Annotated in this window: 10 protein-coding genes; 8 read left to right on the forward strand and 2 right to left on the reverse strand. The window is 57.0% G+C overall.

Annotated features, from left to right (window positions below; translation table 11 throughout):
• Positions 1-294: 294 nt before the first annotated feature.
• Both guaB and ABD971_RS11355 read left to right on the forward strand, forming a co-directional pair.
• Entirely contained in the window at positions 295-1,779 is a 1,485-nt protein-coding gene (gene guaB, locus ABD971_RS11350; protein ID WP_339940176.1) for an IMP dehydrogenase, read from the forward strand.
• Complete coding sequence (locus tag ABD971_RS11355; RefSeq protein WP_345322081.1) at positions 1,754-3,673, forward strand: hypothetical protein; 1,920 nt, start codon at positions 1,754-1,756, stop codon at positions 3,671-3,673. The genes guaB and ABD971_RS11355 overlap by 26 nt, the downstream gene beginning before the upstream one ends.
• 229 nt (positions 3,674-3,902) lie before the next feature.
• On the opposite strand, the gene ABD971_RS11360 is transcribed toward ABD971_RS11355, so the two are convergent.
• Entirely contained in the window at positions 3,903-4,154 is a 252-nt protein-coding gene (locus ABD971_RS11360; RefSeq protein WP_040765004.1) for a hypothetical protein, read from the reverse strand.
• Between the two features lie 318 nt (positions 4,155-4,472).
• Here ABD971_RS11360 and aroH point away from each other — a divergent pair, with 318 nt between their 5' ends.
• From aroH to lpdA, 5 genes are all read left to right on the forward strand, one after another.
• Positions 4,473-4,901 carry a chorismate mutase gene (gene aroH / locus ABD971_RS11365; RefSeq protein ID WP_040764999.1) on the forward strand — a complete coding sequence of 143 codons (429 nt, stop codon included), beginning with the start codon at positions 4,473-4,475 and terminating at the stop codon, positions 4,899-4,901.
• Between the two features lie 9 nt (positions 4,902-4,910).
• Complete coding sequence (locus ABD971_RS11370; protein WP_345322088.1) at positions 4,911-5,891, forward strand: hypothetical protein; 981 nt, start codon at positions 4,911-4,913, stop codon at positions 5,889-5,891.
• Positions 5,892-6,312: 421 nt separating this feature from the next.
• Positions 6,313-8,133: a sigma 54-interacting transcriptional regulator gene (locus ABD971_RS11375; protein ID WP_345322153.1), complete on the forward strand. Its 1,821-nt coding sequence runs from the start codon at positions 6,313-6,315 to the stop codon at positions 8,131-8,133.
• A gap of 316 nt (positions 8,134-8,449) precedes the next feature.
• The gene (gene rpsD, locus ABD971_RS11380; RefSeq protein ID WP_339940189.1) at positions 8,450-9,058 is read left to right on the forward strand and encodes a 30S ribosomal protein S4; all 609 of its coding nucleotides are present in this window, start codon (positions 8,450-8,452) and stop codon (positions 9,056-9,058) included.
• A gap of 265 nt (positions 9,059-9,323) precedes the next feature.
• Positions 9,324-10,769 (forward strand): dihydrolipoyl dehydrogenase, encoded by a 1,446-nt coding sequence (gene lpdA / locus ABD971_RS11385; RefSeq protein ID WP_339940191.1) that lies wholly within the window; start codon positions 9,324-9,326, stop codon positions 10,767-10,769.
• A gap of 98 nt (positions 10,770-10,867) precedes the next feature.
• Here the strand turns inward: lpdA and ABD971_RS11390 are convergent, their stop codons facing one another.
• Positions 10,868-11,737, reverse strand: coding sequence for a WecB/TagA/CpsF family glycosyltransferase (locus tag ABD971_RS11390; protein WP_345322091.1), 870 nt, complete (start codon positions 11,735-11,737; stop codon positions 10,868-10,870).
• Between the two features lie 284 nt (positions 11,738-12,021).
• Between ABD971_RS11390 and ABD971_RS11395 the strand changes: the two genes are divergently transcribed.
• Positions 12,022-13,188 (forward strand): hypothetical protein, encoded by a 1,167-nt coding sequence (locus tag ABD971_RS11395; RefSeq protein WP_339940195.1) that lies wholly within the window; start codon positions 12,022-12,024, stop codon positions 13,186-13,188.
• Positions 13,189-13,259 lie beyond the last annotated feature (71 nt).

Here is a 13,259-nt window from a genome sequence, read left to right on the forward strand (position 1 = left end):
CGGGTGAAGGTACATCTGAAGGCTCGTTTGCGCATGGTTCTGCGGAGGGGTTCCTTTGGTTTTAGTTTACTGATCCCGCAGCGGGTGGCAAGTAAGAAGTCGTGAAACCGAACTCGGTGTCGAGCCAGTAGGCATTGGCGGGGTGATCGCAGTCATTGCGGAGAGGTTTGCGAGGATCCTTGGGGGGCCTATTTGTCAGGCCCTACACCAAATCCGCTTGGTGCGGCATAATCAGGGGTTTTCCCCAACAGGTCGCATGCCCTGCCTGAACGCTCTAGGTAATCGGTAATAAAGATGACGGAAGACAAAATTGGCAAACTCGGCGTTACCTTCGATGACGTCCTCTTGCTGCCACGCTACAGCGAGGTTGTGCCCAGCGAAGTGGATGTGACAAGCCGGCTAACCAACCGGATCTCGCTACAGATCCCGCTCATTTCCTCGCCCATGGATACGGTCACCGAAGCGGAAATGGCGATCGCGCTAGCAAAAGAAGGCGGGATGGGGATCATTCACAAGAACCTGTCGCCCCGCAGCCAGACCCAGCAAGTGCTGAAGGTGAAACGCTCGGCCAATGGCATCATTGTCGATCCCGTGACCTTACCCCCCGAGGAAAAGGTCAGCCGGGCGGCGGAATTGATGGACCAGGCCAACGTCTCGGGAATCCCGATCGTTTATGCCGATCGCAAGCTTGCTGGCATTCTGACGCGACGCGATCTGCGTTTCCTAGAGGACCCAAACCTCCCCGTTTCGGAAGTTATGACGCATGAGAACTTAGTGACGGCTGTAGGGAATGTAACGCTTGAGGAAGCTGAGCGAATTTTAACGGCAAAAAGAGTCGAGAAACTTCTCCTGGTTGACGAAGATAGAAGACTGACGGGGTTAATAACGATTCGTGACATCGACATGATGAAACGATATCCGCGTGCTTGCAAAGATCCGCTCGGCAGATTGCGGGTCGGAGCGGCGATCGGAGTCGGTGATTTTGATCGAGCCGAGAGTTTGATTCGACAAGGCGTTGATTTGCTAGTAGTCGATTCGGCTCACGGGCACAGTCAGAACGTGATTGAAACCGTCCGAGAAATTAAGAGTCAACGTGATTGGGACATCGATATTGTGGCCGGGAATGTGGCCACCCCTGAAGCGACTCGTGATTTGATCGAAGCGGGTGCGGATGCGGTGAAAGTCGGCATCGGCCCAGGTTCGATCTGTACCACGCGAGTCATCAGCGGCGTCGGGGTCCCTCAGATCACAGCGATTTTGGACGCAGTCAAAATCGCCGAAGAGAGAAACATACCTATCATCGCCGACGGCGGCATTCGCTTCAGCGGTGATATTACGAAGGCAATCGCGGCCGGCGCGAGCACCGTGATGATCGGAAGTCTGTTCGCAGGCCTGACCGAGAGTCCGGGCAAGATGATCCTGTACCAAGGTCGTACGTTCAAGTCGTACCGGGGGATGGGGTCGATGGGCGCGATGGTCAAAGGAAGCAGTGATCGGTATCGGCAAAAAGGTGCTGAGGCGGGCAAACTTGTCCCCGAAGGCGTCGAAGGCCGCGTGCCGTTCAAGGGTCCTCTTAGCGATTACGTCTACCAATTGGTCGGCGGATTGCGAGCGGGGATGGGATACGTCGGAACACGGACGATTGATGAGTTGCGGCACGATGCGAGATTCATTCGCGTCTCCGCAGCAACGGTTAGGGAGAACCACCCGCATGACATTGCGATCACCCAGGAAGCGCCAAATTACAGCCCTGATGTTTCATCAGGCGAAACGAACTAGCCTGGCAATCTTAATTGCCAGTGCCGGGACGCTCGCCGCTTGGAATACTCCAGCGGCACTCGGCCAGTCGCCCACGGGCTACGGCAATCTTCGTCCGGTTCCCAAAATGGGAACCGTCCCGCCGGCCGCTCCGGCACCCGTTCACAATCCAACCCACGACGGTTGGAATCTGAAATGGGGACGCAATCCCAAGTCGGCTCCGCAGCCCAGTAGCACCGCGGCCAGCGACGCAGTGGATCGCCATTTCGCGGGCCAAGATCCGTTTGCCGACGACCTGCCTGCGGCAACCGTTGTCGCCAGCGGTGGTGCGTCAAACCAGCAAGTTGCCAGCCAGCAAGCTGTCAACCAACAAGCCGTCAGCCAACAAGCTGTCAGCGCGGTGGCCCAGCAAGACAGCTCAGGCCGCAGCACGATGGCCCCTTCTGCGGCGGCCCCGAACATGATGGCCCCGAGCATGATGGCCCCGAGCATGATGGTGCGTCCGGTGTCGGCGGTCCAGAGCCAACCGGCAACCCCGTTGCAGCAAGCGCAATCGGCTCCGGACCTGCGTTCGGTCAACGCCGATCCGGCATCGTCACCGGCACCGGTTGAGCGGACCACATGGTTGGTCGCGCCCCAGCAAGGCGGCGGCTTTGCGTTGCCACCCGAATCGTCGGGGCAACCGCGTGAAGCGGCTCCACCGAAAACAGACTTCTTCGAAAACCCGTTTGGCGAGGGCTCGACCAAGGGACGTCAAGCGGCGCCACGGAACCCAGGTTTCGCATCACCGGCACAAGCGGATCCGGCTCGCCCGGTTGACCCTCGCTCGATGAACCAATTGCGAGGCGAAGCGGGAGCCATGCCGCCGTCGCGATCGTTGCCTGCTCCGGGATCGAAAGTCGACTCACAATCGAAGCTCGAATTGCTGCCTAGTCCTCAAGGCCAACCGACCAGCCCACGTCAATCCAAGCCGGCCCAGGATGGTCGTTCGCTCGGCGATTTCCTGAAGGAAGAAGGCAGTGTTCAGCCGCTGCCAAATCCACGAAGCGACAGCGAAGAGAGTCCCGAATCTCCCTCGGATCAACGTGGTCGGTTCGAAAACCCCTTTGGCAAACCGGATGGCGGACGCAGCGCTCTTGACGAACGCGATCGCGATCGCTTGGATCAACGCTCGGGCCGCGAAGAGGATGGCGTTGGCAAGTTTGATGGTGTCGATGATCTCAAGCAAACCGCAGGGATCTCGTGCGAAGATTTCCGTCAACGAATTGCATCGCAAACGATCGACAAGTTGTCGTTGGACATCAGCCCGCCGTTTCGACCGGACGTGATCAGCGAAGCGGAATACCAAAAGCTGAAGACCAAGTTCGACGAGAACCAGAGCGAACGACAATGGCGTACGATCGACGGACGTCCGCTTGCATCGGGACGTTTGGTTGATTTGGCTTACGAAAAGGCTGTGATTCAGACCGGACACGGCACGACCGAAGAACTCTCGATCAATCGGCTTAGCGAAGCCGACTTGGCCTACATCTCCGATAACTGGGGTCTGCCCAAGGAATGTCTGATCGAGCAAGTCGCCTACACCGAACGTTCATGGCAGAACACCACGATGACGTGGAAAGCATCCAACTTGTGTCACAAGCCGTTGTACTTCGAAGATGTCAATCTCGAGCGTTACGGGCACACCCGTGGACCGCTGTGGCAACCGGTTGTTTCATCTGCTCACTTCTTTGTCAACATCGCGGTGTTGCCTTACAAGATGGGCGTGCATGCTCCGAACGAATGCCAATACGCCCTGGGTTACTATCGCCCCGGCAACTGCGCTCCGTGGATCAAGCCTCCGGTACCGATCAGTTTGCGAGGCGGTTTGACGCAAGCCGCGGCGATGACCGGAGCGTTCTGGTTGATCCCGTAAGGGAATCCATCGCCGCAGAAGAATTTCCGATCCTTTGTCCTGGCTGGTCAAGGATCGTTCAAGACGGCTAACTCAATCAGCAACTCCCTCGATTCACGAAGTCAGCACCGCTTGTCGTTCGTGAATCAGGAAGGAGCAGAGCCTGAGCGAAGAATTTCGAGCCCGGGTGCAGCGATGGCGGGATCACGAAATCCGCGACGCCACAGGAGATCCGAGCGGTGATGAATTGCTAGACGTACTTCTCGAGCAGTTTGGCGAGTTGCTCGGGGTTGTCGTCTTCCTGCAATTTGGCGATCTGGTCCTCTTTCAGACCAATTTTGGCTAGGTGACTGGTCAGCCGCTTCCAGACTTGAGCTCGCTTTTTACCTTCGCTGAGATACAGTTCGGTGACCGCCTCTTGGGCCTTCTGCAGCCCGATAGAATCACGATTTTCGTAGTAATTCTTGATAATCTTTTCTTGATGCCGAGTGCGTTCGGTCATTGTCACTCCGAAGTGGATGGTGGCTAAAAAATTTTGCGTCGAGGAAACTTCCGTTTTCCGTCCCGTTTTGAATGCAGGCCGTGCGGATTTGCCGCAGACGGGCGATTCCCGAATGGGAGCATCACCGAAGGGGCAAATCTCGATTCTGGACTGTACCCAGTTATCGGTCATGGGTCAGTTATTCTATAGTAGCGATGATCCGAGGCCGGGCTAGCGTCATGATTGGCCGATGATTCTCAACGGCTTCCGCACGCGGTGGGACGTTGGGGGTGCGATTGCCCGTCTAATTTTGCTTTTTATTAAAGAGACCTTCTAGCGATGACAGTTTGCCGTGGTGTGCGAGGCGCGACCAGCGTTGAGAAAGATGATCGTGATCAAATTCTCACCGCGACTCGTCAATTACTAGCCTTGATGATCCGCCAAAACGAGATCGAATCGGCGGACGTTGCAAGCGCCTTCTTTACGGTCACTTCCGACTTGACGGCCGAGTTTCCCGCCTTGGCAGCCCGCCAACTCGGGTGGCTCGAGGTACCGCTGTTGTGCGGCTACGAAGTGTCGGTCGAAGGCTCGTTGCCGCGTTGTATCCGGGTCATGTTGCACTGGAATACCGACAAGCCTCAATCCGAAATCCACCACGTTTATCTGCACGAAGCCAAACGATTGCGTCCTGATCTTTCTAAATACCCGCCGGTGGATTTTGAAGAACTAGAGTGTTGGATTCAGGATCATTTGAGCGCCGAAGGCTAGGAGGCAACCTTGGCTTCATCACCACGGATTCGTTGGAAACCGGATACCGCTCTTTCGACGATTCACGCTGCCTATTCGGTTGCGGTGGGGGCCGCCTGTACCGACGAAAAACTCGAGCAATCGCTTGTGCCCTGCGTCACGCAGATCAACGAGCGGTTGCTTTCTTCGTCAATTGATATGCGAGGCTTTTGGAGTCGTTTAGTTCGCGAATCGATTGGTTGCGACGAAACTCGGGCGGCTTGCGAAACCGCACTCGTCGCGTCAGGGTGTAGCGCACTGCAAGTCGACCAAACCAGTCGTGGGATCGTTCGCCAATTGGATGAATGCCGCATCGTCGTCCACGATCGTTTCCCCCGCTTGCTCGATCAACTTGAATTGCGATCGCGACCACTCCGCGAACGCTGGGATACCGTCGGCCGCGGTGTGTTGAACCAAGTCGCCAAGCAGATTTGGGGGCAAAGTCCACCGAAAAATTGGTGGCCAGCGAGTGTGGATGGCTTGTTCGTCCAGCCGCTACGAGGCGGCGACGGCGGATTCGAACCAGGCAGCGATGAAGGCAAGAACGCTGCGATTTGGATCGAGGCGATGTTGACCGATGTGTTGCCCAACGTGCCTGAGGTGGTGCGGGTCGCGTGGTTGGTCACGCGAGTCGCGATTGAACAACATATTGCTCAAAAATCGCTCACCTCCAAACCGGGTGACAGCACGTTTGGACGCCCGGCATCGTTGACGTCGGCATGGGCGTTTGCCTCGGTTCCGTTGGTGCTTCGGTCTGCAGCGGAGCTGGATCTCGTGTCCCACAGTGCCCTGCCGATTTCTGCAGCCACCCGATTGTGGCGACTCAGTGATGCGGCAATCGCAGGCGATGTTCTGACGCAGTGGTGGGAAAAACTCGATCGTGATCCGCAACCGTTGCCGGTCGCGCTCAAGTCGCTGTCGCAAGCGATCGAGGAAAATAAGTTGATCGTGCCCCCAGCCGAACCCTTCTAAGGCGACGCTGTGAAGCATCATCTGTAGCGGACCTCGTCAAGAGTTTCGGGGGCAGACGTCGATCCAGCGATAGTCTTGACGGCTTCCGCTGCGAGCATTTTTGCTTCTGGCAAGTCGCATGCCTCTTGGGGTGGCCGCAGACGCTCTTTGAAATCGCTCGATGTTTTTGCTACTCGGGTGCCGTTGACAGAAAAGGGGGCGTTTTCGTAGAGCGGATGTCTCGACTCGCGATTCACCAGCAAGAGCCTGTTTCCGATATTCCGGATTCTTTTGCTACCTCTTTCCCCACATTGATATTACGATGTCTTAAAATGAGACGATCAAAGGTCCGGTTATTGCATTCGTAAGCAGGAGCTGCCGGACTGCTCGAACGGTTTCGAGTGTTCATGACGCCAAGAAGCGACAGATGACAGCATATTTGATGGTGCGCAGCGGGCCTCAGAAAGGCCGGCAATTTACTCTGGATCCTGAACGGCCGATGCATATCGGGCGGGGGAAGAGTTGTGAAATCATGCTGACGGACCCCGTCAGTTCGCGTTTCCATGCCGTCATCTATTTCGAGGATGGCAATTGGCATTTACGCGACACTAGCAGCCGCAATGGGACCTTGGTCAACGACCAGAAAACCGACCATGCTCGGATGCTCAACCACCACACGGTCAAAATTGGTGCCACCGAACTCGAGTTGGTCGAGCCCGCGGGGGAATCGACCGAAGAGACATCGCTTACTCAGACGATTGCGTGGGAGTCGGTAAAGACCGAGCACCGCTGGACCGCCGACGACGAAGATCCGATCGCCAAAGTTGCCGCGACCGGCCATTTGATGGATCTGTACTCGCTGAGTCTCAGTTTGCTGCGTTGTGAAAGTCCCGACGAGGTGATCAGCACGCTGATTGAATTGCTTCGTGATCGAACCGATGCGGACGTGGTCGGATTGTCATTCGATTCCGGTGACGGGCGGTTGAAACCGCGACGTGTGGAACCCGCCGATGCAGCCGACTTGGTGACCATCGAAAAATCGCTGCTGAAGCGGATCGTCAAAGAGGGAGAAGCGGTTTGGATCAATGATCCGGCAAAGTCGGACGCCAGCGAAATGAGCACCGCGGGCAAGGATCAAATGTGGTCCGACATTATCTATGCTCCGATCGGCAGCGACGATACCAACGTCGGGGTGCTGCAGCTGTACCGTCGTGAGCCCAAATTCAACGAGTCACAATTTGAATTGACGGTTGCCGCCGCCCGTTTGTTATCGATCGGGTTGAGCCAAGCGTTCGAGCGTGATTCGTTGCGAGCCGATCGCCGGCGGATCGCGGACCGCAACGCCGATTCGGACGAATTGGTCGGATCCAGCGCCGTGATGCAGAAGTTAAAAGAACGGATCGAACGCGTTGGCAACGCCAGCGGCAGTGTGCTGATTCGTGGGGAAAGCGGGGTCGGCAAGGAGTTGGTGGCCCGCGCTGTGCATCGCGCCAGCCGGCGCTCCAAGCGGCCAATGTTAACCGTTAATTGTGCCGCGATTCCTCATGATTTGATCGAAAGTCAATTGTTTGGTCATCGCAAGGGATCGTTCACCGGTGCCGACAGCGACCATATCGGTTGGTTCCAGCAAGCCCATACGGGGACGTTGTTTTTGGACGAAGTGGGCGAATTGACGCTCGAAGGCCAAGCGAAACTGTTGCGAATCCTCGAAGGACATCCGTTTTTGCCTGTCGGTGCGACCGAAGAGGTGTTGGTGGATGTGCGGGTGATCGCCGCGACCAACCGTGATTTGGCCGAATTTGTCCGTGAAAAACGCTTCCGAGAAGACTTGTTTTATCGGCTCAGCGTGTTTGAGTTGCTCGTGCCGCCGCTGCGTGATCGCGGCGACGATATCGAATTGTTGGTCGGTCACTTTTTGGAACATTTTCGCCGCCAACATGGTCGCCCGCTGTTGGCGATCAGCGATGAAGCACGGACGCGATTGTTGGAATACGCTTGGCCCGGCAACGTGCGTCAATTGCGAAACGTGATCGACAGCGCGGTCGTGATGGCCGATGATCCGGCAATCGAAGCGGACGATCTCGGGCTGCGTGATGCCGGTTTGAGCCGATTGGACACCCTCCGTTTGGATGAGTGGGAGCGTCGGCTGATCCGCAAAGCACTCGAGCGTACTGGCGGCAGCGTCCCCGAGGCGGCAGCTTTGCTGGGAATTAGCCGTGCGACCGCGTACCGTAAGATCACCGAATACCAGATCGATCGTTAAGCTAGCGAGCGTGGAAATCTCGCCGCAACCGGCAAACGTCGGTCGTTTTGGCCTGTTTTCCCCGTTTCTAGCCCAATTAGCCCTCGCTTCCTCTTGTCAAATTGGACCCCGGAGGCGACACTTTCGGGCTTCCTCGAATTCGATGTGTGAACGCCTGGTGTCAATGGTCGACACCAGTACAGCGGGCAAGGCGGTAATCGCCGTCCCCATGCGGATCGCACGCTGGCAGCAGTTCGCTTGCAGATTTTGTCTCTGAGCGGCTTCACTCCTGCCGATGTCCCCAAGCCGCGTCCTGGACGCAAAAAGGTAAAGCAGTATGGCCCGATATACAGGCCCCAAAGCAAGAATCAACCGTCGCCTCGGCGCCCTTCTTTATGAAACAGCCGGTGCCGCACGCGCATTGGACCGACGTAACACCCCGCCCGGGATGCACGTTCGTGGACGTCGCCCGAGTAACTACGGGATGGCGTTGATGGAGAAGCAAAAGATCAAGCACTATTACGGTTTGGGCGAGCGTCAGCTTCGTCGTTACTTTGATGCGGTTGGTCGTAAATCGGGTAACACCGGTGAATTGCTGCTGTTGATGTGTGAGCGTCGTTTGGACAACGTGGTTCGCCGCGTCGGTTTCACCAAGACGCGTCCTCAAGCTCGTCAAGGCATCACGCACGGTCACTTTCGCGTTAACGGCGTGAAGGTCACCAAGCCAAGCTACCAGCTTCGCCCTGGCGATATCATCGAAGTCCGTGGTCGTGAAAATCTGAAGAATCTTTATCGTGGTGTGATCGCCAATGCGTCGCCCGACGCCCTGGATTGGGTTACCTTCGATAGCGAAAACCTGAAGGCTACCGTGCTGGGACTTCCTGGACCAAGCGACATTAGCTTGCCCGTGGATGCGAACAGCGTCGTCGAATTCTTGTCACGATAAGCGTTCGCGATTCTGCGTTTCCCTTGCATACCGGTCCCTTGTATGCCGGTTCCCCCCACCCGTGTGCGTGTCACCGCGTGGGGGGTTAAGGCTCTACATATGTGTGGAGCCCGCTTGGTACATGGTCATTGATTCGAACCGGCAATTTAGGTTGCCGGTTCTGTTTATAATGACGTCTCCCTTGGCCTAGTAACCGATCTCGTCGGTTGCGACAGGCTGTCTTTACGAATCGTCCTAGTCGTTTTTTGAGAGGCAATCTCCTCTGATGCATAGTCCTGTTGTTGTTCTCGGTGGTGGTCCTGGTGGTTACGCGGCTGCGTTTTTGGCTGCCGACGAAGGCCTTGACGTGACGATTGTCGAAGCCGAACCTCGTCTCGGTGGTACCTGTCTGCTCCGCGGCTGTATCCCCAGCAAGGCGCTTCTGCATGTGGCCAAGGTGATCAGCGAAGTGGATGAGCTGCGTGAAGATTGGGGCGTCGTGTACGACGAAAAGCCCAAGATCGATGTCGACAAAGTGCGAGCTCGCAAAGACAAAGTGATCTCGAATTTGACGGGCGGCTTGGGCCAGTTGGCAAAACGCCGTAACGTGACCGTCATCCGAGCGCGGGGCACGTTCCTAAACTCGACCACGCTGAAACTCGAAGGCGATGACGAATCGATCCCCGAGGGTGGCGAATTGACGTTCGATCACTGCATCGTCGCGACCGGCAGCGTGCCAGCGATGCCGCCCGCGTTCAACATCGGCAGCGACCGTGTGATGGACAGCACCGGAGCTCTCGCACTTGCCGATATCCCCGAAACCTTGTTGGTCGTCGGGGGCGGTTACATCGGTTTGGAAATGGGCAGCGTGTACGCTCATCTTGGTTCGAAAGTCACCGTCGTCGAGCTCAGCGAAGGCTTGTTGCCCGGAGCCGATCGCGATCTCGTCAAGCCGCTCGCTAAACGTATCAACAAAATGTGCGAAGGCCGCGTGCTGCTCAATACCAAAGTCGGCTCGCTAGCCGAAGACGGCGACAAGATCCAAGTGACTTTTGAAGGTCCCGCCCACTTTGGTCATGAAAAATTTGACCGCGTCCTGATCAGCATCGGGCGTCGTCCCGTGACTCGCGGACTCGGGCTGGAAAACACAAGCGTGGTTGTCAATGAGCGTGGCTTCATTGAATGTGACGCCCAGCAACGTACCGCTGATCCGCATATCCTCGCGATCGGCGACGTCGCAGGCGATCCGATGCTCGCTCACAAAGCGACGCACGAAGGCCGCGTCGCAGCCGAAGTGCTCGCGGGCAAACCCGCAGCGTTTGACAAAGTAGCGATCCCTGCGGTTGTCTTCACCGATCCCGAAATTGCTTGGGCCGGTTTGACCGAAGACGAAGCCAAGGCGGCCGGTCGCAAAGTCGACGTCGAAGTTTATCCGTGGGCGGCAAGTGGCCGTGCCCAAGCTTTGAACATCACCGATGGTTTGACCAAATGGTTGGTCGATCCCGAGACGCAACGCGTGGTCGGTTGTGGCATCGTCGGCAGCGGTGCAGGCGAATTGATCGCCGAAGCCGTGTTGGCGATCGAAATGGGCTGCGAAGTGCACGACATTACCGAAAGCGTTCACCCGCATCCGACGCTCAGCGAGACGTTGATGAATGCGGGCGAAGTCCACTTCGGTACGGCCACCGAAATCTACAAGCCGAAGAAGAAGCCTGCTGTGGCGGCCAGCTAAAGCCCGTCGTAGCGGAAGCCAGTCCTCGTAGCGGAAGTCATCAAGAGGTTCGTGAGGGCTTTCAAATGCCGCGGTTAGAGCGACCGCGGGCAATGGGGTTACCGCTCGGGGCGATTGCTCCAATCGCCCATCCCCCAACTCGTGACCAAACGCTTCCAATCCTCGATTAACGCACCCAACAAAAAGGTCGCGTTTTGAGCATAGCGTGGGACGAGTCGTTTGGGATCGCTGCACATTCGGTAAGCCCATTCCATGCCGATTTTTTGCCAAACGATCGGAGCTCGCTTGGCCGTTCCGGCGATAAAGTCAAAGGACGCGCCGAGCTGGATGCTAACGGGGATCCCCAGTCGTTTGTAGTTCGCGTGGATCCACTTCTCGCCTTTGGGTTGCCCAAACGCAACCAGCAGGATTGCGGCGCCGGACTTTTTAATGCGTAGATCTTGTTCGCGCTGTTCGCTCTCGCTGAGTGGCCGAAACGGAGGCGATTCGACGCCCGAGATTTTGAGTCCGGGGTACATCGCTTGTAGCTTCTTGGCACACTGCTGTGCCACGCCTTCTTCGCCCCCCAAGAAATAGATGCCCCAGCCGTTATCGCTGCATCGCTCGGCAAGGTGGTAGATCATTTCGCTGCCAGCAACCCGCTCGGGGAGCGGTTCTTTGGATAGTCGGCTACGCAAAACAATCGGTTGTCCGTCGGCAAGGATCATGTCCGCATCGTCGGTGATCGTTCCCATCTCGGGATCGCGATGATGCAGCATGCAGTAGTTCAGATTTGCGGTGATCACGTAGCTTGGGATGCGGCGCTGAACCAAGCATTCGATTCGGTCCACCGCTTCGGCAAGCGTGAGGTGATCAAATGGCACATCCCAGACTTCGCTGCGAATCCGATCCGGCAGCGGAGGGGTCGGTTGCGGCAACGCCGCGGCAACGGAATCGCTTTGCACGCTTGGATTGCGAGGTTCATTCATTGCAGGCACAGCCACGGGGATGCCAAAGGGAGCTACAGACGAAGTGTAATTCATTGCTCGGTTTGTTTCCGCAATTGGATGGGGCAGGAAAATCAGATCGTGAATGAGATCGTGAGATGGAGTGTTTTCGGGGTCACCGCGTGATAGAACGCGTGTGACTCTGAACGCTACGTCACTGCAAACGACCGTTTCCCTCGGATCGCCGAAGCCCCGCTGGGAACTTTGGGCTCTTTTGCCGGATCGTCCGGTTGTAGGGAATTCGCGGGTTCGTCAAAGTAACGCGCATGAATGATCGAAAAATGATCGTAATCTCGGTGGAGGGGTTGGCGGCGTCCGCACTCGGTTGCTACGGGGCTTCGTGGAATGAAACGCCCGCAATCGACCTGCTCGCCAGCCGTGGTTGTGTGTGGGATCGAGCGATCGCCGAACACGATGATGGGCTGAAGGTGCTGGCGGATTGGTTGGCTCCGCCGCCGTCGCATGACCCGGACCACTGGATCGCACGCTGGAACGAACGAGGGCCTGTGGAATTGATCACCGACGATCCTCGTTTGTCGCAGCAATCGCTTGACAACGATTTTGATCAAACTTGGTTGATCGAATCGGATCCGCCGGATGTCGACACGCTGCCAGCCGAAGAGATCGAAGAAACGCACCTCGCCAGCCTATTTGCGGGGCTGTTTGCTCGCATCGAGGATCCCGATCCTGCGGCCCTTTGGTGGTTGCATACGCAATCGTTGGTGCGATCTTGGGATGCGCCGCGATGGTTGGTGCCTTTGGATGCCGATGAACTGTACGCTGGCGAGCCCAGCGAAGAATTAGATCTGCTGCCCGAAACCGATGTGGCATTGGATGAAGCCGATTGCGAAATGCCCCCCTGGGTTTTTCCCGACGTGGTGCCGCCGCAATTGAAATTGACCGAGCATTCGCATCCCGACCTTGCCGTCGCCTGGATGCGAACGTACGGCTGCCAAGTCCGCTTGTTGGATCGGATGTTAGCGTTGCTGTTGGAGTACGCTGCCGATTGGGATCCGATCGTGGTGCTGGTGGGGACTAGCGGGTTTAGTCTTGGGCAAAACCAAACGATCGGATATCGCGCAGGGCCGCTGCGTAGTTGCCACCATCGCGTGCCGATGATCGTCAGCGATCTAGGACCGCTGCGTGAAAAGCGTGTGGTCAATGCAAAATCGCTGGCCACGCTGCTTGCGAAGATCAAGATGCAGCCGGAAACGCTGATCGATCCAGCGGGCTGGGCGAGCAGCGATTCGGAATTCGAGCCACGCGTGATCACTCGTGACGACAAAGGGTCAGTCGCGGTGACCACATCGCGGTGGTACCACGTTCAAGATGCGGATCAGCAGGATCGGCTGTATTTAAAGCCGGATGATCTAGAGGACCAGAACGACGTCAGCCGGTTGCGCCCCGATATCGTCGATTTGTTAGGCGAGTGACGTTCGTAGCGATGCGGCGACGGATGGTTTTTGTAGCGATGCGGCGCAAGCCGCCCGGTCGAAATCGAACG

This window comes from Novipirellula rosea (assembly GCF_039541335.1).
GTDB classification, from domain to species: domain Bacteria; phylum Planctomycetota; class Planctomycetia; order Pirellulales; family Pirellulaceae; genus Novipirellula; species Novipirellula rosea.

What these genes read in the sequence shown, in the direction of transcription:
- guaB (WP_339940176.1), top strand. Translation starts at nt 295, where the DNA reads ATGACGGAAGACAAAATTGGCAAACTCGGCGTTACCTTCGATGACGTC.
- aroH (WP_040764999.1), top strand. Translation starts at nt 4,473, where the DNA reads ATGACAGTTTGCCGTGGTGTGCGAGGCGCGACCAGCGTTGAGAAAGAT.
- ABD971_RS11390 (WP_345322091.1), bottom strand. Translation starts at nt 11,737, where the DNA reads ATGAATGAACCTCGCAATCCAAGCGTGCAAAGCGATTCCGTTGCCGCG.
- rpsD (WP_339940189.1), top strand. Translation starts at nt 8,450, where the DNA reads ATGGCCCGATATACAGGCCCCAAAGCAAGAATCAACCGTCGCCTCGGC.
- ABD971_RS11360 (WP_040765004.1), bottom strand. Translation starts at nt 4,154, where the DNA reads ATGACCGAACGCACTCGGCATCAAGAAAAGATTATCAAGAATTACTAC.
- ABD971_RS11375 (WP_345322153.1), top strand. Translation starts at nt 6,313, where the DNA reads ATGGTGCGCAGCGGGCCTCAGAAAGGCCGGCAATTTACTCTGGATCCT.
- ABD971_RS11355 (WP_345322081.1), top strand. Translation starts at nt 1,754, where the DNA reads ATGTTTCATCAGGCGAAACGAACTAGCCTGGCAATCTTAATTGCCAGT.
- lpdA (WP_339940191.1), top strand. Translation starts at nt 9,324, where the DNA reads ATGCATAGTCCTGTTGTTGTTCTCGGTGGTGGTCCTGGTGGTTACGCG.
- ABD971_RS11395 (WP_339940195.1), top strand. Translation starts at nt 12,022, where the DNA reads ATGAATGATCGAAAAATGATCGTAATCTCGGTGGAGGGGTTGGCGGCG.